The following is an 18,557-nucleotide window of genomic DNA, read 5'->3' on the forward strand; positions in this document are numbered from 1 at the left end:
CATTGGAGGAACTGCAAAATGGCAAAAGAACATTACGAAAGAACCAAACCCCATGTTAACATCGGCACGATTGGTCACGTTGACCATGGCAAAACGACGTTGACGGCTGCTATTACGAAAGTATTGTCCGAAAAAGGCTATGCTAAATTCGAAGACTATGCTGATATCGATAAGGCTCCGGAAGAACGCGAACGCGGCATTACGATCAACACGGCTCACGTTGAATACGAAACGGACAACCGTCACTATGCTCACGTTGACTGCCCGGGCCACGCCGACTATGTTAAGAACATGATCACCGGCGCTGCTCAGATGGACGGCGCGATCCTCGTCGTAAGCGCAGCTGACGGCCCGATGCCCCAGACTCGCGAACACATCCTGTTGGCCCGCCAGGTAGGCGTACCGGCTATCGTCGTATACCTCAACAAAGCTGACCAGGTTGACGACCCCGAACTGATCGAACTCGTAGAAATGGAAGTCCGTGACCTCCTGAGCTCCTACGATTTCCCCGGCGATGAAGTACCTATCGTCGTAGGCTCCGCATTGAAAGCCCTCGAAGGCGACGAAGAAGCAAAACAGTCTATCCTCAAACTGATGGACGCTGTTGACGAATACATCCCGACGCCGGACCGTCCGACGGACAAACCGTTCCTGATGCCTGTCGAAGACGTATTCACGATTACGGGCCGCGGCACCGTAGCAACGGGCCGTGTAGAACGCGGTACGGTTAAAGTAGGCGACGCAGTCGAAATCGTAGGCTTGTCCGACGAACCGAAACAGACCGTCGTAACGGGCGTAGAAATGTTCCGTAAGCTTCTCGACCTGGCAGAAGCCGGCGACAACATCGGCGCATTGCTCCGCGGCATCGACCGTAAGGAAATCGAACGCGGCCAGGTATTGGCAAAACCGGGAACGATTCATCCGCACACGACGTTCAAAGCACAGGTATACGTATTGACGAAGGACGAAGGCGGCCGTCATACGCCGTTCTTCAACGGCTACCGTCCGCAGTTCTACTTCCGCACGACGGACGTAACGGGCGTTATCAAATTGCCGGAAGGCACGGAAATGTGCATGCCTGGCGATAACGTAAAGATGGACGTAGAACTCATTACGCCGATCGCTATTGAACCGGGCCTCCGCTTCGCTATCCGCGAAGGCGGCCGTACGGTAGGCGCAGGCGTCGTATCCGAAATCGAAGCGTAATTTGCCGTAAGATTACGAGCAAATTAAGACATAGAAAGAGCTGCAAGCATTGGCTTGCAGCTCTTTTCTTTACCATGATTTTACAGAATAAATTCCATGCAAAATTGATTCGGCTCCCTGGAAAAAGTACGGAAAAACGTAGAAAAATCCTTGCATGCCCGCTCTTTTTGTAGTAAACTATCTAAGTACGCGACAACAGGGGATGCCCTGACTATGCGTAAAAAAACTATGATATAGGATGTTGCCCGCCCTGCGGGGAAACTCCTATGGAGCAGTCTATTCTAAGAAATGGACGTTAGGAGGAATTAAGTAATGGCAAAACAGGAAAGAATCAGAATTCGCCTCAAAGCTTATGACCACAAGACGTTGGATCAGAGCGCGGCGAAAATCGTCGATACGGCGAAACGGACAGGTGCTATGGTATCTGGCCCGATTCCGCTTCCGACGGAAAAGAACATCTTCACGATTCTGCGTTCGCCCCACGTAAACAAAGACTCTCGTGAACAGTTCGAACTGCGTACGCACAAACGCTTGATCGATATTCTCGAAGCTTCCAATAAAACTGTTGACGCTTTGATGAGACTCGACCTGCCGGCTGGCGTAGACATTGAAATCAAATTATAGGAGGAGGTGCGATTATGTCTAAAGCTATTTTGGGGAAAAAGTTGGGTATGACTCAGATTTTTACTGAAGAAGGCGCAGTCATCCCCGTAACAGTCGTCGAAGCTTCGCCGAATGTCGTTGTCCGCGTAAAAACCGTTGATACGGACGGATACAACTCCATTCAGCTGGGCTATGGCGAAATCAAAGAAAAACATCTGACAAAACCCGTTAAGGGTCAATTCGACAAAGCAGGCGTAGCTCCTGTTAAGTATCTTCGCGAATTCCGTTTGACAGATACGCCGGAATACACGGTAGGCCAAACTCTGGCAGCTGATATATTCGCAAGCGGCGATCTCGTCGACGTAATTGGCACCAGCAAGGGGAAAGGTTTTGCAGGTACCATCAAACGTCACGGCTTCCATCGCGGGCCAATGACTCACGGCTCTAAATCTCACCGTGAACCTGGTTCTCTCGGACCTATGATCAGCGGCGGTGGCGGTAAAGTCATCAAAGGTAAAAAACTTCCTGGACAAATGGGTGGTAATCAGGCAACGGTTCTTCATCTCTCCGTCGTAAAAGTCGACATGGATAAAAACCTTATCTTGATCAAAGGCGGTATTCCGGGTGCTAAAGGCAGCCTTGTCATGATCCGTGATACTGTAAAACCCCGCTAATTGTTGTCACACAGGAAGGAGGATAAATAATAATGCCAAAAGTAAGCACGTATAATATTGCCGGCGCACAGACCGGTGAAATCGAATTAAACGATAGCGTATTTGGCGTTGAAGTAAACGAAGCTGTCATGAGACAGGCCGTTCTTCGTCAGCTCGCTAACGAACGTTTAGGCACGCACTCCACGAAAACCAGAGGTTTGGTTCGTGGCGGCGGCAAGAAACCTTGGAAACAAAAAGGAACCGGCCGGGCCCGTGTAGGCAGCACCCGCAGCCCGTTGTGGGTTGGCGGCGGCACCATTTGGGGTCCCCATCCGCGTTCTTACGCTCAGAAAATGCCTCGCAAGGCAAGACGTCTGGCTGTTAAATCTGCTCTGAGCGATAAAGTAAATACGAATGAATTGTTCGTATTGGACGAAATCACCTTGGCAGCTCCGAAGACGAAAGAAATCGTCAACATCATCAACAACTTCAAGTTTGCCGGTGAAAAAGTTCTCTTCATTACGGATAATGACGAAATCGTCGCGCGCTGCGCCCGTAACATCACTGGCGTCAAAGCTGTTTCTACTGAAGGCGTGAACATCTTTGATTTGCTCCACCACACAAAATTGTTTGTCACAAAGAGCGCTGTAGCCAAGATTGAGGAGGTGCTCGCGTAATGATGATGCATGATATCTTGTTAAAACCGGTTATTACTGAAAAGACAACGATGATGATGTCTGATGGCAAATATACTTTCAGAGTACCGCTCCATGCCAATAAAATCGAAATCCGTAAAGCTGTTGAAGCTGTGTTCGGCGTAAAAGTAAAGAGCGTCAACACGATTCGTATGATGGGTAAATTCAAACGCATGGGCAAATATATCGGCAAACGCCCGGATTACAAGAAAGCCATCGTAACACTTCAGGAAGGCGAAACAATCGAATTCTTTGAAGGAGCTTAAGGGATAACGAAATAAAGGAGGAGGCACTACAATGGCCATTAAATCATTTAAACCGTATTCCGCCGGCCGTCGTTTCATGACTGTTTCGACTTTCGAAGACATCACGACGTCCAAACCGGAAAAATCCTTGCTGGCTAAAGTAAGCAGCAAGGGCGGTCGTAATAACAGCGGCAGAATGACAGTCCGTCATCAGGGTGGCGGTCACAAACGCCGTTATCGTTTGATCGACTTCAAACGTATTAAAGATAACATTCCTGCAAAAGTAGCGACGATCGAATACGATCCGAACCGCTCTGCTAATATCGCCCTGCTGTTCTATGCAGACGGCGAAAAACGCTATATCATCGCTCCGAACGGCCTTAAAGTAGGCGACGTTGTTTACAGCGGCCCCGAATCGGATATCAAGATCGGCAACGCATTGCCCTTGGCTAATATTCCTCTCGGTACGTTGGTACACAACGTTGAATTGAAAATCGGCAAAGGCGGCCAGATGGTTCGCTCCGCCGGTGAATCGGCACAGCTCATGGCTAAAGAAGGCAATTATGCGCTGCTCCGTCTTCCTTCGGGCGAACTTCGTCAGGTCCATATCAAATGCCGCGCTACGGTAGGCGTAGTCAGCAATACGGACCATGAAAACATTACCGTTGGTAAAGCCGGCCGTTCCCGCTGGAAGGGCATCCGTCCGGGCAACCGCGGCGTCGTTATGAACCCGTGCGACCATCCGCATGGCGGCGGCGAAGGCAAGTCTCCTGTCGGCCGTAAACGTCCGGTTACTCCTTGGGGTAAACCTGCTTATGGCGTTAAGACTCGTGAATCTAAAAAAGCTTCCAATAAATTTATTGTGAAGAGACGTAAATAAGATTGTGGAAAGGAGATAATTAAGTGTCCAGATCCGTTAAAAAGGGCCCATTCGTAGCATTCCACCTGCTGAAGAAAATCGACGCTATGAATGAAGCTAATGAAAAGAAAGTAGTAAAAACCTGGTCTCGTGCATCCACGATTTTGCCTAGCTTCGTAGGTCATACGATTGCTGTTCACGACGGCCGGAAACACGTTCCTGTATATGTTACAGAAGACATGGTAGGTCATAAGTTGGGCGAATTTGCGCCGACTCGTACATTCAAAGGCCACGCTAAATCTGAAAAAGCAACGAAATAAGGGAGGTAACATCAATGGAAGCAAGAGCAATTGCTAGACATATCCGCATTGCCCCCCGTAAAATTCGAATCGTAGCTGATTTGGTTCGGGGCAAAAATGTAGGCGAAGCTTTCTCTATCTTGAAATTTACGCCGAAAGTCGGTTCCCGCGTAGTTGAAAAAGCACTGCGCTCCGCCGTAGCGAACGCGGAACACAACAACGACATGAATGTAGATAAATTGTATGTTTCGGAAATTTTTGTCGACCAGGACTCCACGATGAAACGTATTCATCCGCGCAGCCGTGGACAGGCTTTCAAGATTTTGAAACATTCCAGTCATTTGACTGTTGTCGTAAAAGAAAGAGCATAAGGAGGGAAACGTAGTGGGTCAAAAAGTTAATGCCCATGGATTTCGTGTTGGCGTTGTAAAACCCTGGGATGCGAAATGGTATGCTGAAAAGGATTATGCAACACTTCTGAATGAAGACGTAAAAATCCGTGAATTCTTAAAGAAACAGTTGTTCATCGCAGGCGTTTCTCGTATTGAAATCGAACGTTCTGCAAAACGTATCAAATTGATTATCCATACTGCTAAACCGGGCATGGTTATCGGCCGCGGCGGCGCAGGCATTGAAGATATTAAGAAAGCGCTGAAAGCTTTCACGACGAAAACTGTCGACGTTAACATCGCCGAAATCAAACAGGCTGAAATGGACGCAACCCTCGTTGCTGAAAACGTAGCCAGCCAGCTCGAACGCCGTATCGGCTTCCGCCGCGCTATGAAACAGTGCGTAGGCCGTACGATGCGCATGGGCGCTAAAGGCGTTAAAATTATGTGCTCCGGCCGTTTAGGCGGCGCTGAAATCGCTCGCAGCGAAAGCGTTCGCGACGGCTCCATTCCTCTGCATACGCTCCGCGCCGATATCGACTACGGCTTTGCCGAAGCTCATACGACATACGGCTGCATCGGCGTAAAATGCTGGATTTACAAAGGTGAAATCCTGCCGGAAGCTAAAAAAGCTCCGCAGAAAAAACACGAAGGGAGTGAAGCATAATGTTAATTCCAAAACGTGTTAAATATCGTAAACAGTTCCGCGGCCGCATGAAAGGTCAGGCTCAGCGCGGCAATAAAGTCGCTCACGGCGATTTCGGTTTGGTAGCAGCAGAACCGTCTTGGATTACAAACCGTCAGATCGAAGCTGCCCGTATTGCTATGACTCGTTATATCAAACGTGGCGGTAAAGTTTGGATTAAAATTTTCCCGGATAAGCCGATTACGGCTAAACCGGCTGGCACTCGTATGGGTTCCGGTAAAGGCGCTCCCGAATACTGGGTAGCCGTTGCTAAACCGGGCCGCGTACTTTTTGAAATGGGCGGTGTAAGCGAAGAAGTAGCTCGCGAAGCTATGCGTCTTGCAAGCCATAAACTGCCGATTAAAACGAAGTTTGTTGTTAGAGGTCAGGAATTAGGTGGTGAATAAAATGAAGGTTAAAGAAATCCGTGCTCTGAGCGCTGCCGAAATGGACGAAAAGGTGGTTAGCCTTAAAGAAGAATTGTTTAACCTCCGTTTTCAACATGCGACCGGCCAATTAGAAAATCCAATGCGTATCCGCGAAGTTAAAAAGACTATCGCCCGCATCAAAACGGTACAGCGTGAAGCAGAATTGAAAGCGCAGGCGTAAGATAACGTACTCGATTGGAGTCTAAAAGGAGGTTACACGCACAGATGGAAAGAAACGAACGGAAAATCCGCGTAGGTAAAGTTGTCAGCGATAAAATGGACAAAACCGTTGTTGTTGCTGTAGAATATAAGACGCAGCATAAGCTGTACAAAAAACCGATTATTTCGACTGTAAAATTCAAAGCGCATGATGAAAACAATGAATGCCATATCGGCGATATCGTACGCATCGAAGAAACCCGTCCCCTGTCCAAGCAGAAACATTGGAGAGTTGTGACGATCGTAGAAGCAGCTAAATAAGCTTGAATTAACTAGGAGGTTAAGCCATGATTCAGCAAGAAACTATGTTGAATGTTGCCGATAACACCGGTGCCAAAAAACTTTTGTGCATCCAGGTCATGGGTGGCTCATATCGTAAATATGGCAACATTGGCGATATCATTACAGCGTCTGTTAAAGATGCATCACCCGGTGGCGTTGTCAAGAAAGGCGACGTAGTAAAGGCTGTTATCGTTCGTTCTAAAAAAGGATTGCGCCGCGTAGACGGTTCGTACATCCGTTTCGACGAAAATGCAGCTGTCGTAATCAATAATGATAAAAGCCCTAAAGGCACTCGTATTTTTGGGCCGGTTGCCAGAGAACTGCGTGAAAAAGATTTCATGAAGATCATCTCCCTGGCTCCGGAAGTATTATAATCGGAGGAGGTGTTCTCGATGGGAAAAATGCACGTTAAGACAGGCGATACGGTTATCGTCATCGCCGGCAAAGAAAAAGGCAAAAAAGGCAAAATCATTGCAGCATATCCGAAAAAGGACCGCGTTGTAGTAGAAGGCCTTAATCTGGTTAAGCGCCATACGAAACCGAGTCAGAACAATCCTCAAGGCGGCATTATCACGAAGGAAGCAGCTATCCACGTTTCCAACGTTATGCTCGTAGATCCTGAAAGCGGCAAGCCGACCCGCGTCAGAACGGTTCAGCAGGCCGACGGTACGAAAGTACGCGTTGCCGTTAAGAGCGGCAAGAACATCTAATTGAGAAGGGAGGCCCTTGAGAAGTGTCCAGATTAAAAGATAAATATCTTTCCGAAGTCACTAAAGGCTTGCAGGAAAAATACAATTATAAAAATGTAATGCAGATTCCGAAGGTTACAAAAGTTGTCATCAACATGGCTGTTGGCGAAGCTGTTACCAACTCCAAAGCTTTGGACGCTGCTGTAAACGATATGACGATCATTTCCGGTCAGAAGCCGATCATTACGAAAGCCAAGAAATCCATCGCGGCCTTTAAAATCCGCGAAGGCATGAACCTGGGCTGCAAAGTAACGCTCCGCGGCGAACGGATGTATGAATTCCTCGATAAATTGATGAATTTGGCTCTGCCTCGCGTCCGCGACTTCCATGGCGTAAGCGCAAAGGGATTTGACGGCCGCGGCAACTACACCTTGGGCTTAAAAGAACAGCTCATATTCCCGGAAATCGAATATGATAAAGTTGATAAAGCCCGCGGTATGGACATCACCATCGTTACCACAGCTACGACGGACGAAGAAGGCCGCGATATGCTGACGATGATGGGTATGCCGTTTGAAAAGTAATTAAGGAGGATAACATACATGGCAAAGAAATCTATGCTTGAACGTGAAAAGAAACGTGAAAAAATGGTTGCCCGCTATGCAAAGCTCCGCGCCGAACTGAAAGCTAAGGGCGACTATGAAGCGCTTTCTAAGCTGCCGGCCAACTCGTCCCCGGTACGCCTGCACAACCGTTGCAAAGTAACCGGCCGTCCTCACGGTTATATGCGTAAGTTCGGCATCTGCCGCATTACATTCCGTGAACTGGCTTACAAAGGACAGATTCCTGGCGTTAAAAAAGCCAGCTGGTAATGTATTTCACGAAGGGAGGTTTTTAGACAATGGCAATGACCGATCCGATTGCGGATATGCTCACCAGAATCCGTAACGCCAATTCGGCTTATCATGAAAAAGTAGAAATGCCCGCTTCCAAGATGAAGGCTGCTGTCCTCGAAATCTTGAAAGAAGAAGGCTTTGTTAAAAATTATGAATCCGTAAACGAAGGCAAAACGCTGAAGGTTACGTTAAAATATGGTTCCAATAGAGAAAAAGTAATTACCGGCATCAAGAGAATTTCTAAACCGGGCCTGCGCGTATACGCCGGCAAGGAAGAACTGCCCCGCGTTCTCGGCGGTTTGGGAATCGCTGTTATTTCTACGTCCCAGGGCGTTATGAGCGACAAAAAAGCTCGTAAACTCGGCTTGGGCGGCGAAGTTATCGCTTACGTCTGGTAATATTTGGAGGTGTCAATATGTCCCGAGTAGGTAGAATGCCTATTGATATCCCGGCAGGCGTAAATGTCAACCTCGATGGCCACGTGATTACCGTCAAAGGCCCGAAAGGCGAACTCACTCGTACGCTTCACCCGGATATGAAAATTACAGTTGCTGACAACGTCATTACTGTAGAACGTCCGTCTGACGAAAAAGAACATCGTGCCCTGCACGGCTTGACTCGCGCTCTCGTTGCCAACATGGTAACAGGCGTTACGACAGGCTTTAAGAAAGAATTGGAAATCGTCGGCGTTGGTTACAGAGCACAGATGAAAGGCAAGAAACTGGCCTTGACTCTCGGCTTCTCCCATCCCCTCGAATTAGATGCTCCGGAAGGCGTTACGGTTGAATGCCCGACGGCAACGACGATCGTCGTATCCGGCGCTAATAATGAAACTGTCGGCGAATTCGCTGCAAAAATCCGCGGCTATCGCTTGCCTGAACCGTACAAAGGAAAAGGTATTCGCTATGCTGGCGAACATGTACGTCGTAAAGCCGGCAAAGCTGGTTCGAAGAAATAATTAACGTAAGCTTATCATAGAAAGGAGTGAATTCCTTGAAATCCAGTAAGAATGCAATTCGCTTGAAACGTCATTGGCGCTTGCGCAAACACATCAGCGGCACGGCTGAACGTCCTCGTCTGAATGTTTTCCGCAGCCTTTCCAATATTTATGCTCAGGTCATCGACGATACGAAGGGCGTAACCTTGGTTTCCGCCAGCTCGTTGGATCAGGAAATTAAAGCTCAGAACGTCAGCGGTGGCAATGCTGAAGGCGCAAAATTAGTTGGCGCATTAGTTGCAAAACGTGCTCTTGAAAAAGGTATCACGACGGTCGTATTCGACCGCGGCGGTTATATCTATCATGGCCGTGTTGCTGCTCTTGCTGAAGCCGCTCGTGAAGCTGGCTTGAAATTCTAATCAAGGAGGAAATAACACATGGCAAAAGTTGACCATGCAGGTCTCGAATTACAAGAAAATGTCGTATTCATCAACCGTGTTGCTAAGGTAGTTAAAGGCGGCCGCCGTTTTTCCTTCAGTGCGTTGGTTGTTGTCGGCGACGGCAACGGCAGAGTCGGCGCAGGATTAGGTAAAGCCGGCGAAGTTCCTGAAGCTATCCGCAAAGGTGTTGAAGACGCTAAAAAACATTTGGTAACTGTTTCCTTGAAGAACGGTTCCATTCCCCATCCGATTACAGGTGTTTTCGGTGCTGGCAAAGTGTTCCTGAAACCGGCAGCCGAAGGTACTGGAGTTATTGCAGGCGGTCCTGTACGTGCCGTATTGGAATTGGCTGGCGTCCGCAACATCCTTACAAAATCCATCGGTTCTTCCAACCCGAACAACATGGTTCAGGCTACGATCGAAGGCTTGAGCCGTTTGAAGGATGTCAACAAAGTTGCTGAACTCCGTGGCAAAACTGTAGAAGAAATTTACGGTTAATAAGGGAGGATACACAAGATGGCTCAAGTAAAAGTTACGCTCGTAAAGAGTCTCGCAGGCCGTCCTGGCGACCAGCGCGCAACTGTCGTTGCCCTGGGTCTCCACAAGACGAATTCCAGCGTAGTAAAAGAAGTAACCCCGCAGATCAAAGGGATGCTTCATAAAGTAGAACACTTAATCAAAGTAGAAGAAATCTAAAATAGAAGGAGGTGCGCTGAATTGAAACTTCATGAAATGAGTATTGTTCCTGGTTCCAAGACAAAACGCAATCGCGTAGGCCGCGGTATTGGCTCCGGCAACGGCAAAACGGCCGGCAAGGGCATGAAGGGCCAGCTTTCCCGTAGCGGCGGCGGTAAACGCCCGGGCTTTGAAGGCGGCCAGATGCCTTTGTACCGTTTGCTTCCGAAACGCGGTTTCAAGAATATCTGGGCTAAACAGTATGCAGAAGTTAACGTTTCTGTACTGAATTGCTTTGAAAACGGCACGACGGTAGATCCTGTTGCATTGGTTGAAGCAGGTATCCTTAAAAACGTATGCGACGGTGTTCGTATCCTCGGCAACGGCGAATTGGAAAAATCCCTTACCGTTGTAGCGCAGGGCTTCACGAAATCGGCGCAGCAAAAAATTGAAGCAGCTGGTGGTAAGGTAGAGGTGATCTAAGGTGTTAGAGAACATCCAGAATGTGCTGAACGTTCCGGAGTTCCGGAAACGCGCAGTTTTCACCTTGATCATGTTCATTATTTTCAGACTAGGTGTCCACATCCCTGTTCCGGGAGTAGACGCCTCAGTCATTGAAAATCTTTTCAGCAGCGGCAACTTATTTGGCTTGTTGGATTTATTTTCCGGCGGCGCCTTGAGTAAGTTTTCTATCCTCGCTATGAGTATTACGCCGTATATCAACGCGTCCATTATCATGCAGCTCCTCACGTCGGTCGTTCCGACCTTTGAGCAATGGGCGAAGGACAATCAGGACGGCCGTGAAAAAATCCAGAAGGTCACCCGGTATGGTACGGTAGTCTTAGGGTTCATCCAAGCCTTTGCCATGAGCTATGCGTTGAAAGTCAATAATGCTTTCGTAAACGACAGCTGGGCTATGGTATTTATGGTAGCGATTATTCTGACGGCCGGCACGTGCTTCCTCATGTGGCTGGGCGACCAGATTACGGCAGGCGGCATCGGCAACGGCATTTCGCTGATCATCTTTGCCGGTATCGTAGCGCGGTTCCCCGATGGCTGCATGACTGTATACAAATATATTCAGGCAGGTTCCATCAATATTTTCCAAGTGCTGTTGTTTGCCTTGATCGCCCTTTTCATGATTGTCGTAGTCATCGAAGTGACGCAGGGACAACGGCGCGTCGTTGTGCAGTATGCAAAACGGATTGTCGGCCGGAAGATGTACGGCGGCCATTCGACGCATATTCCTTTGAAAGTCAATCAGGCTGGCGTTATTCCCATTATCTTCGCCTCGTCTGTGCTGATGTTCCCGATTACGATCGCACAGTTCGTACAAAATGAAACAGTACAGATGATTGCCGGATGGTTTGCATGGGGCACGGTGACCAACACCATTATGTACGCCATTTTGATTATCTTCTTTACTTATTTTTATACCGCTATTTCGCTGAATATTCCGCAGCTTACGGAAAACATGCAGAAGTACGGCGGCTTTATCCCCGGTATTCGTCCGGGCCAGCCGACAGCTTTGTATATCGATAGAATTATGACGCGTATTACCTTGGCAGGTTCGTTCTTCCTCGCTTTCATCGCCATTCTGCCGAACTTCATCGGCTGGATTACGGGTATTGAAGGCGTTTATTTCGGCGGTACGGCGCTGCTGATTGTAGTCGGCGTCGCTATTGATACGATGAAGCAGGCCGAATCGTTGTTGCTCAACAGACAGTATCAGGGCTTTATGAAATGATAAGGGGGTAGTTTACATGTACATTCTTTTAATGGGGCCTCCGGGTGCCGGCAAGGGCACGCAGGCCGAACGATTGATTGAAAAATATGGTATTCCCCAGATTTCAACGGGCGATATGTTCCGAGCAGCTGTTAAAGAACAGACTCCCCTTGGTTTGGAAGCTAAGAAGTATATGGATAACGGTCAGCTCGTACCGGACGCCGTTACTGTCGGTATCGTAAGAGAACGCCTGGCAAAAGACGACTGCAAGAAAGGGTTTATCCTTGACGGATTCCCGCGCACGACGTCTCAGGCCGTGTCCCTCGATGCGATTCTCAGCGATTTGGGCATTAAGCTCGACGGAGTCGTCAACATTTCCGTTCCTGATGAAGAACTGATCAAGCGGACGACAGGCCGTCAGATTTGCCGCTCCTGTGGTGCGACATATCATATTTCTTTTAAACCGTCTAAGGTAGAAGGCGTTTGCGATAAGTGCGGCGGAGAATTGTATCAGCGCGACGACGACAAGGTCGAAACCGTTGAAAAACGTCTCAGCGTATATGCTGCCCAGACAAAACCGCTTATTGATTACTACAAAAATTCCAACTTGTACATCGAAGTCGACGGCAAGCAGGGGATGGATGCAGTCTTTGATGATATCGTAAAGAGCCTCGAAAAGAGTAAATAATTATGATTATTTTAAAGTCTAAACGGGAAATAGAGTATATTCGCGAAGCTGGTCGCATTACTGCCAACGCATTGCAGCTGATGAAAAAGCTGGCGAAGCCGGGCGTCACGACAGGCGAACTGGATCAGCGTTGCGAAGAATACATCCGCAGCTGCGGCGCCTTTCCGAGCTGTAAAGGCTATTACGGATATCCGGCGACTATCTGCGCTAGTGTAAACGAAGAAGTCGTTCACGGTATTCCAGGCCGGCGCAAGCTAAAAGATGGAGATATAATCAGTGTTGACTTAGTTGTAAACAAAAATGGCTATCATGGAGACTCGACGGTGACGATTCCTATTGGTCACGTTGACCCGGCCGTTCTTCAGTTGCTTAAAGTGACGGAAGAATGTCTCTATAAAGGCATTGAGCAGGCAGTAGCTGGCAACCACCTGGGCGACATCGGGCATGCCGTTCAATCCTATGCCGAATCATTCGGTTACGGCGTTGTCCGCGATTATGTAGGACACGGCATCGGTACCGACATGCATGAAGAACCGGAAGTGCCGAATTATGGCGTAGCCGGTCACGGAGAACTCCTGGAACCGGGTATGGTTCTGGCCATTGAGCCGATGATCAACATGGGTACGGAAAAAGTCCGGCAGTTGAAAAACGGTTGGACTGTCGTTACCTGTGATAAGAAGCCGGCAGCCCATTTTGAACATACAGTAGCTATTACTGAAAACGGTCCGGAAATCCTGACCTTACCGGAATGATGGAGCGGATAGAGATACCTGTCTGCACAGTGGTTAAAAGCTGTGCGGGCAGAGATAAAGAAGGCCTGTATGTCGTTGTCGGCAAGTTGGATTATCCCTATGTATGGATTGCTGACGGTCGAAAGTACAAATTGGATAAGCCGAAGAAAAAAAATTGCCGGCATCTCCAGATAGTGGGAACGAGCGTATCCAGAGGAAACGCTGGTCCCCTGAGAATCAGCAATGAATGGATACGGTCCGTTTTGAACCGGGCCAAGATGGAATTGACCAGGGAGGGTACACATGTCTAAGGAAGATGTCATTGAAGTAGAAGGCGTCGTCGTAGAAGCACTGCCAAACGCTATGTTTAAAGTTAAGTTGGAAAACGAACACATCGTACTGGCTCACGTTTCCGGAAAAATGCGTATGAATTTTATTCGTATTCTTCCCGGCGACAGAGTTACGATGGAATTGACACCGTATGATCTGAATCGCGGTCGTATTACGTATCGCTTCAAGTAAGATTGTTTACGCAGGAGGTTAACTATGAAGGTAAAACCGTCAGTAAAGAAAATTTGCGAAAAATGCAAAATCATTAAACGCAAGGGCCGCGTTATGGTCATTTGCGAAAATCCGAAACATAAACAGAAACAGGGTTAATCGACAGGAGGTGGATGATTAGATGGCACGTATAGCCGGTGTGGATTTACCACGTGACAAACGAGTTGAAATTGGTTTGACTTATATTTTGGGGATCGGTCTTTCTTCGTCCCAGGAAATCTTGAAAAAAACAGGCGTTAATCCGGACACGCGCGTTCGCGACTTGACGGAAGATGAAGTTCAGAAAATCCGTGAAGTAATCGGTTCTGATTATAAAGTAGAAGGCGACCTTCGCCGCGATACAGCGCTCAACATTAAACGTCTGATTGAAGTTAACTCTTACCGGGGCAAACGTCATCGCGCAGGTCTTCCCGTTCGCGGTCAGCGCACGAAGACAAATGCACGTACGCGTAAAGGTCCGAGAAAAGCAGTAGCAGGTAAGAAGAAATAAGATTTTCTAAGTAAGGAGGGAAACGATTTTGGCTAAGAATAACGCAAGAAGCAATAAGAGAAAAGAAAAGAAACATGTAGAATCGGGTGCAGCACATATTCGTTCTACCTTTAATAATACGATTGTTACTATCAGCGATACGAAGGGCAACGCTTTGTCCTGGGCAAGCGCCGGCGGCCTCGGCTTCCGCGGTTCCCGTAAGAGCACTCCGTTCGCCGCTCAGATGGCTGCTGAACAGGCTGCTAAAGCCGCTATGGAATACGGCCTTCGTCAGGTTGAAGTATATGTAAAAGGCCCTGGATCCGGTCGTGAAGCCGCTATCCGCGCATTGCAGGCAGCAGGCCTGGAAGTAAATTCCATTAAAGACGTAACTCCTATCCCGCATAATGGCTGCCGTCCGCCGAAACGCAGACGTGTATAAGAGATATTCAACCAAGTTGTTTTGATTCTGGAATGGGAGGATTTTCCTGATGATCGATGATAACAAATTTAAAGTTAAGACCGTTGATAGAAGCGACGACGGCACTTATGGAAAATTCGTATGCGAACCTCTCGACAGAGGGTACGGAATCACGTTGGGCAATAGCTTACGGCGCGTCCTCTTGTCTTCGCTGGACGGCGTAGCAATTACCTCCATTAAAATCGATGGAGTATTGCATGAATTTTCGACGATACCTGGCGTTCGGGAAGACGTTTCGGAAATTATCCTGAACTTAAAACAGCTTAGTCTGAAATTCACTCGCGACGAAGTCGATGAATTGGATATCACGGTTGATATCACTGGTGAATGCGAATTTACTGCAGAAGATTTGAACGTAAGCACAGACATTGAAGTTTTAAACCCGGATCTTCATATTGCAACTCTCGACTCGGATGCGCATATTTATATGCAGTGCCATATCGAACGGGGCAAGGGCTATGTTCCGTCTACAAGAAATAAGAAAGATACGGATATGATCGGCGTAATTCCCATCGATTCGATCTTCTCTCCGATTGTAAAGACGAACTACCAGGTTAACAATATCCGGGTCGGCAACGAAATGGACTACGATTCGTTGACGCTTGAAGTGACGACCAACGGCAGCATCGCTGCTGAAAACGCCGTGGCTAAAGCTGCGTCTATCATGGTCAGCTATTTGGATTACTTCCAAAAGATCGCTTCTGATCCGAAGGCTAATGAAGCAGCCGCTCCCTTCACGACTCCAGACGGCGAAGAACCGGAAGAAGATAACGGACCGGAGCTCAGCCAAGTTAAAATTGACGTATTGGATCTGTCCGTTCGCGCGTCGAACTGCTTGAAACGGGCGAATATCTACACGTTAGGCGATTTGGTTGAACGGACGGAAGATGACTTGTCTAAGATTCGCAACTTGGGCAAAAAGTCTGTAGATGAAATTATTGAAAAATTGAAAGATTATGGATTTGATTTGAAATCCAACGAAGAATAATTCGAGGAGGATGAACGATGGCTTATAGAAAGTTGGGACGTGACAGCTCTGCACGTAAAGCATTACTGCGCAGCATTGTTACCTCTTTATTCCAGCATGAACGCATCGAAACGACGGAAGCAAAGGCAAAAGAACTCCGCAAAGTAGCAGAAAAAATGCTTACCTTAGCTAAACGCGGCGACTTACACGCTCGCCGTCAGGTATTGGCTTACGTAAGAGACGAAAGCGTAGTTAAGAAAATGTTTGATGAAATTGCGCCGAAATACAAAGACCGTCAAGGCGGTTATACGCGTATTATCAAAACTGGCGTTCGTCAGGGCGATGCAGCTCCGATGGTAATCATCGAATTAGTGTAATAGCTTACGAGACCGCTGTGGCACAGTGCCGCAGCGGTTTTTTTACAAGGAGATGAGACAATGGCCTATAGAATGATGCTGGCTGTAAACTTTACGCCGGAACGGCTCAACCTGTTAAAGCTCCTGGGATTGCTTACAAAATCCCAAATCAAGGTTGTGGCAGAAGAAGAAAAGACGGAAACGGTTGGCAAGCTGTTGGGATTAAGCGACGATGAAATTGCCGAAATCGCCGCCAATAAGGCGGAGACAAGTGAAACCAAGGTTCATGAAGACCTGGGCGAAGACGAAGCGTTGGAACCTGTAACCAAGGAAGCCCTCATCCTTTGTGGATTTAACAATAAGGCCGTCAATCTGCTGCTGGATGGAATTCGCCGCGGCCGTTTGAAAAACGTGCCTCTCAAAGCGATGGTAACGCCGAATAATATTTCCTGGACTATCGATACGATTTTGCAGGAATTGGCTAAAGAGCACGCCTATTTCCATAAAAAACGATGAGAGATACGACGTTGTGCTTTCCTGTCGACACGAAGGGGAGAATTCTGCTGGGACGAAAAAAACGCGGTTTCGGCGTATCGAAATGGAATGGCTTCGGCGGGAAAATAGAGCCGGGCGAGACCTTTCGCCAGTGCGCCGTCCGCGAGCTGCAGGAAGAAACGGGCCTTCAGACGAAAGCGGAAGATTTAGAATTAGTAGGCTTGCTGGATTTCCGATTTACAGCCGAGCCGGAGTTAAATCACTTGGGATACGTCTATTTTGTTCGCCAATATGAAGGACATATTGTAGAAACGGATGAAATGGAACCGCAATGGTTTTCTGCGGATACCCTTCCCTACGACGAGATGTGGAAGGGTGACAGGACGTGGATTCCCATGATTTTAAGTGGCAGAAAAATACAAGGAACTGTCAATTTTGCCGCCGACAACGATACGGTCGAATCGCTGGATATAGACTACGTATTGTCTATAGAGGAAGGCTGATGAAAAAAAGCACTTTGATGACGTCTATGTATCAGCGTCATCAAAGTGCTTTTTGTATTTTCTGATTTTTAGTTGAGATGCAGCCGAACAGCGCTTATAATAAGGATAGCAGAAAGAAGGCGATGATTTCGTGAATACGGCGTATATACGGGAACACGTAAGGCTGGCAGCGGAGAACGTAAGAAAATCAAAGCCCCTGGCCGGCTCTATTACGAATTTTGTGACGGTTAATTTTGTAGCCAACGCTCATCTTCGCCAGGCCTTCTCCTTCATCTGCCTGATGAAGGAGAAGGCCTGGCGAAGATGAGCGACTCAATGTATATCAATGTAGGAACCTTACTTCCTATCTATGAGGAAACGATTTCCCGCACGTTGAACGCCCTGCGCAAGCTGGGCAAGCCATGGGTTCTGGATCCTGTTGCCGTTGGACTGGGTGAGCTGCGGACGAAGCTGCTGCTTCAGTGCAAGGAATATAAGCCGTCGGTTATTCGCGGCAATGCGTCGGAAATCATTGCGTTGGCTGGCTTATGGCAGTTAGGCGGCAGAGCATCCTCGAAGGTCCGAGGCGTCGACTCAACTGATACAGTAGACGAGGCCGTGGCGGCGGCGAAAGCGCTGGCCACATGGACCGGCGGCGCTGTCGCCGTGTCAGGAGCAGAAGATTTCATTACCGACGGCTGCCATGACGCAGTTTCTTACGGCGGCTCGCCGATGATGGAATGCGTCACCGGTTCGGGCTGCTTCTTAGGAGGAGTCATTACCGTATATACAGCTGTTGCAGACCCGTTCATAGCAGCGATTGCCGGGACGGCGGCGTATAATCTTGTCGGAAGGCGGGCCGAGGCAAAGGCTGCCGGGACAGGATCATTCCAGCAGCTGTTCCTGGACGAGTTGTATCAGGCCTCGCCCGAGGACATAAGTCAAAATCCTATTTCATATAAGGAGGAACCGTAATGAATGTTTTAGTAGCCGTTTGCATTGCTCCCTGCGGTACGGGAGATTCTTATTCGCCATATGTGGCGCAGGTGGTGAAAATTATCCGCGAGTCGGGCTTGACGAGCCGTACGAATTCCATGTTTACGGAAATCGAAGGCGAGTGGGACGACGTCATGGCTGTCGTCAAAAAAGCCACCTTTTATTTGGCAGAGCAAGGATTGCGCACGGAAGTCGTGCTGAAAGCCGATATCCGGCCGGGTCATACACATATGATGGAACATAAGCCCGCCGTTGTAGATGCCATACTGCAGAAGGAAACACAAGCATAATATACGCTGTATATGTACAAAAGGACGACGCAGGCGCCGTCCTTTTGTGTGCTTTTCTAAAGAAATTAGTATGCGATTATATAATTGGACGGCATTCCTGACGGATTTTTTTGCA

At 48.2% G+C, this 18,557-nt stretch carries 36 protein-coding genes; all 36 read left to right on the forward strand.

Annotation, left to right across the window (positions count from 1 at the left end; translation table 11 throughout):
• The first annotated feature begins 18 nt into the window (after positions 1-18).
• Complete coding sequence (gene tuf / locus E0L13_RS09810; RefSeq protein WP_115759885.1) at positions 19-1,206, forward strand: elongation factor Tu; 1,188 nt, start codon at positions 19-21, stop codon at positions 1,204-1,206.
• Positions 1,207-1,518: 312 nt separating this feature from the next.
• Positions 1,519-1,830, forward strand: a complete 312-nt coding sequence (gene rpsJ, locus E0L13_RS09815; RefSeq protein ID WP_006791160.1) for a 30S ribosomal protein S10 — start codon at positions 1,519-1,521, stop codon at positions 1,828-1,830.
• A 14-nt stretch (positions 1,831-1,844) separates the two neighbouring features.
• On the forward strand, positions 1,845-2,483 hold the full coding sequence (gene rplC / locus E0L13_RS09820; RefSeq protein ID WP_087478761.1) for a 50S ribosomal protein L3: 639 nt from the start codon (positions 1,845-1,847) through the stop codon (positions 2,481-2,483).
• Positions 2,484-2,515: 32 nt separating this feature from the next.
• Positions 2,516-3,139, forward strand: a complete 624-nt coding sequence (rplD, locus tag E0L13_RS09825) for a 50S ribosomal protein L4 (RefSeq protein ID WP_087478760.1) — start codon at positions 2,516-2,518, stop codon at positions 3,137-3,139.
• Positions 3,139-3,423, forward strand: a complete 285-nt coding sequence (rplW, locus tag E0L13_RS09830; protein WP_087478759.1) for a 50S ribosomal protein L23 — start codon at positions 3,139-3,141, stop codon at positions 3,421-3,423. The genes rplD and rplW overlap by 1 nt, the downstream gene beginning before the upstream one ends.
• A 31-nt stretch (positions 3,424-3,454) precedes the next feature.
• Positions 3,455-4,282 (forward strand): 50S ribosomal protein L2, encoded by an 828-nt coding sequence (rplB, locus tag E0L13_RS09835; RefSeq protein ID WP_087478758.1) that lies wholly within the window; start codon positions 3,455-3,457, stop codon positions 4,280-4,282.
• Between the two features lie 23 nt (positions 4,283-4,305).
• A complete protein-coding gene (gene rpsS / locus E0L13_RS09840; RefSeq protein WP_087478757.1) occupies positions 4,306-4,581 on the forward strand; it encodes a 30S ribosomal protein S19 in 276 nt (91 codons plus the stop codon).
• Positions 4,582-4,595: 14 nt separating this feature from the next.
• Positions 4,596-4,931 carry a 50S ribosomal protein L22 gene (gene rplV / locus E0L13_RS09845; protein WP_087478756.1) on the forward strand — a complete coding sequence of 112 codons (336 nt, stop codon included), beginning with the start codon at positions 4,596-4,598 and terminating at the stop codon, positions 4,929-4,931.
• Positions 4,932-4,944: 13 nt separating this feature from the next.
• Positions 4,945-5,616, forward strand: a complete 672-nt coding sequence (rpsC, locus tag E0L13_RS09850) for a 30S ribosomal protein S3 (protein ID WP_087478755.1) — start codon at positions 4,945-4,947, stop codon at positions 5,614-5,616.
• Positions 5,616-6,041 (forward strand): 50S ribosomal protein L16, encoded by a 426-nt coding sequence (gene rplP / locus E0L13_RS09855; protein ID WP_087478754.1) that lies wholly within the window; start codon positions 5,616-5,618, stop codon positions 6,039-6,041. Before rpsC ends, rplP begins: the two co-directional genes overlap by 1 nt.
• Position 6,042: 1 nt before the next feature.
• Entirely contained in the window at positions 6,043-6,243 is a 201-nt protein-coding gene (gene rpmC / locus E0L13_RS09860) for a 50S ribosomal protein L29 (RefSeq protein WP_014015743.1), read from the forward strand.
• Between the two features lie 44 nt (positions 6,244-6,287).
• Complete coding sequence (gene rpsQ / locus E0L13_RS09865; RefSeq protein WP_087478753.1) at positions 6,288-6,542, forward strand: 30S ribosomal protein S17; 255 nt, start codon at positions 6,288-6,290, stop codon at positions 6,540-6,542.
• A gap of 26 nt (positions 6,543-6,568) precedes the next feature.
• Entirely contained in the window at positions 6,569-6,937 is a 369-nt protein-coding gene (gene rplN, locus E0L13_RS09870) for a 50S ribosomal protein L14 (RefSeq protein ID WP_007391728.1), read from the forward strand.
• Positions 6,938-6,955: 18 nt separating this feature from the next.
• The gene (gene rplX / locus E0L13_RS09875; RefSeq protein WP_087478752.1) at positions 6,956-7,273 is read left to right on the forward strand and encodes a 50S ribosomal protein L24; all 318 of its coding nucleotides are present in this window, start codon (positions 6,956-6,958) and stop codon (positions 7,271-7,273) included.
• A gap of 23 nt (positions 7,274-7,296) precedes the next feature.
• Positions 7,297-7,836: a 50S ribosomal protein L5 gene (gene rplE / locus E0L13_RS09880; RefSeq protein ID WP_087478751.1), complete on the forward strand. Its 540-nt coding sequence runs from the start codon at positions 7,297-7,299 to the stop codon at positions 7,834-7,836.
• A gap of 18 nt (positions 7,837-7,854) precedes the next feature.
• On the forward strand, positions 7,855-8,124 hold the full coding sequence (rpsN, locus tag E0L13_RS09885) for a 30S ribosomal protein S14 (protein ID WP_087478750.1): 270 nt from the start codon (positions 7,855-7,857) through the stop codon (positions 8,122-8,124).
• A 29-nt stretch (positions 8,125-8,153) separates the two neighbouring features.
• Positions 8,154-8,546 carry a 30S ribosomal protein S8 gene (gene rpsH, locus E0L13_RS09890; protein ID WP_087478749.1) on the forward strand — a complete coding sequence of 131 codons (393 nt, stop codon included), beginning with the start codon at positions 8,154-8,156 and terminating at the stop codon, positions 8,544-8,546.
• Positions 8,547-8,563: 17 nt separating this feature from the next.
• Positions 8,564-9,106, forward strand: coding sequence for a 50S ribosomal protein L6 (rplF, locus tag E0L13_RS09895; protein WP_087478748.1), 543 nt, complete (start codon positions 8,564-8,566; stop codon positions 9,104-9,106).
• 35 nt (positions 9,107-9,141) lie between these two features.
• Complete coding sequence (gene rplR / locus E0L13_RS09900; RefSeq protein ID WP_168062121.1) at positions 9,142-9,504, forward strand: 50S ribosomal protein L18; 363 nt, start codon at positions 9,142-9,144, stop codon at positions 9,502-9,504.
• A gap of 18 nt (positions 9,505-9,522) precedes the next feature.
• The gene (gene rpsE, locus E0L13_RS09905; protein ID WP_087478746.1) at positions 9,523-10,023 is read left to right on the forward strand and encodes a 30S ribosomal protein S5; all 501 of its coding nucleotides are present in this window, start codon (positions 9,523-9,525) and stop codon (positions 10,021-10,023) included.
• An 18-nt stretch (positions 10,024-10,041) separates the two neighbouring features.
• On the forward strand, positions 10,042-10,221 hold the full coding sequence (rpmD, locus tag E0L13_RS09910; RefSeq protein WP_087478745.1) for a 50S ribosomal protein L30: 180 nt from the start codon (positions 10,042-10,044) through the stop codon (positions 10,219-10,221).
• 21 nt (positions 10,222-10,242) lie between these two features.
• Positions 10,243-10,683 carry a 50S ribosomal protein L15 gene (rplO, locus tag E0L13_RS09915; protein WP_168062123.1) on the forward strand — a complete coding sequence of 147 codons (441 nt, stop codon included), beginning with the start codon at positions 10,243-10,245 and terminating at the stop codon, positions 10,681-10,683.
• 1 nt (position 10,684) lies between these two features.
• The gene (gene secY / locus E0L13_RS09920; RefSeq protein ID WP_168062125.1) at positions 10,685-11,947 is read left to right on the forward strand and encodes a preprotein translocase subunit SecY; all 1,263 of its coding nucleotides are present in this window, start codon (positions 10,685-10,687) and stop codon (positions 11,945-11,947) included.
• 16 nt (positions 11,948-11,963) lie between these two features.
• Entirely contained in the window at positions 11,964-12,614 is a 651-nt protein-coding gene (locus E0L13_RS09925; protein WP_087478742.1) for an adenylate kinase, read from the forward strand.
• A gap of 2 nt (positions 12,615-12,616) precedes the next feature.
• Entirely contained in the window at positions 12,617-13,366 is a 750-nt protein-coding gene (gene map / locus E0L13_RS09930; protein WP_087478741.1) for a type I methionyl aminopeptidase, read from the forward strand.
• 282 nt (positions 13,367-13,648) lie between these two features.
• Entirely contained in the window at positions 13,649-13,867 is a 219-nt protein-coding gene (gene infA / locus E0L13_RS09940; RefSeq protein WP_007391714.1) for a translation initiation factor IF-1, read from the forward strand.
• 24 nt (positions 13,868-13,891) lie between these two features.
• Complete coding sequence (gene rpmJ / locus E0L13_RS09945) at positions 13,892-14,005, forward strand: 50S ribosomal protein L36 (protein ID WP_007391661.1); 114 nt, start codon at positions 13,892-13,894, stop codon at positions 14,003-14,005.
• Between the two features lie 22 nt (positions 14,006-14,027).
• Entirely contained in the window at positions 14,028-14,396 is a 369-nt protein-coding gene (gene rpsM, locus E0L13_RS09950) for a 30S ribosomal protein S13 (RefSeq protein ID WP_087478740.1), read from the forward strand.
• A 28-nt stretch (positions 14,397-14,424) separates the two neighbouring features.
• The gene (gene rpsK, locus E0L13_RS09955) at positions 14,425-14,817 is read left to right on the forward strand and encodes a 30S ribosomal protein S11 (protein WP_087478739.1); all 393 of its coding nucleotides are present in this window, start codon (positions 14,425-14,427) and stop codon (positions 14,815-14,817) included.
• A gap of 49 nt (positions 14,818-14,866) precedes the next feature.
• Positions 14,867-15,844 carry a DNA-directed RNA polymerase subunit alpha gene (locus tag E0L13_RS09960; protein WP_095629603.1) on the forward strand — a complete coding sequence of 326 codons (978 nt, stop codon included), beginning with the start codon at positions 14,867-14,869 and terminating at the stop codon, positions 15,842-15,844.
• A 17-nt stretch (positions 15,845-15,861) separates the two neighbouring features.
• The gene (gene rplQ, locus E0L13_RS09965) at positions 15,862-16,200 is read left to right on the forward strand and encodes a 50S ribosomal protein L17 (RefSeq protein WP_087478737.1); all 339 of its coding nucleotides are present in this window, start codon (positions 15,862-15,864) and stop codon (positions 16,198-16,200) included.
• Positions 16,201-16,260: 60 nt separating this feature from the next.
• Positions 16,261-16,695, forward strand: coding sequence for a DUF3783 domain-containing protein (locus tag E0L13_RS09970; protein ID WP_240924718.1), 435 nt, complete (start codon positions 16,261-16,263; stop codon positions 16,693-16,695).
• Entirely contained in the window at positions 16,692-17,177 is a 486-nt protein-coding gene (locus tag E0L13_RS09975; RefSeq protein ID WP_168062127.1) for an 8-oxo-dGTP diphosphatase, read from the forward strand. The genes E0L13_RS09970 and E0L13_RS09975 overlap by 4 nt, the downstream gene beginning before the upstream one ends.
• Before the next feature lie 130 nt (positions 17,178-17,307).
• Complete coding sequence (locus tag E0L13_RS11900; protein WP_240924719.1) at positions 17,308-17,484, forward strand: hypothetical protein; 177 nt, start codon at positions 17,308-17,310, stop codon at positions 17,482-17,484.
• On the forward strand, positions 17,481-18,131 hold the full coding sequence (locus E0L13_RS09980; protein WP_240924720.1) for a hydroxyethylthiazole kinase: 651 nt from the start codon (positions 17,481-17,483) through the stop codon (positions 18,129-18,131). The genes E0L13_RS11900 and E0L13_RS09980 overlap by 4 nt, the downstream gene beginning before the upstream one ends.
• Positions 18,131-18,442 (forward strand): MTH1187 family thiamine-binding protein, encoded by a 312-nt coding sequence (locus E0L13_RS09985; RefSeq protein WP_168062129.1) that lies wholly within the window; start codon positions 18,131-18,133, stop codon positions 18,440-18,442. Before E0L13_RS09980 ends, E0L13_RS09985 begins: the two co-directional genes overlap by 1 nt.
• Positions 18,443-18,557 lie beyond the last annotated feature (115 nt).

This window comes from Megasphaera sp. SW808, assembly GCF_012027795.1.
Lineage (GTDB): Bacteria > Bacillota > Negativicutes > Veillonellales > Megasphaeraceae > Megasphaera > Megasphaera stantonii.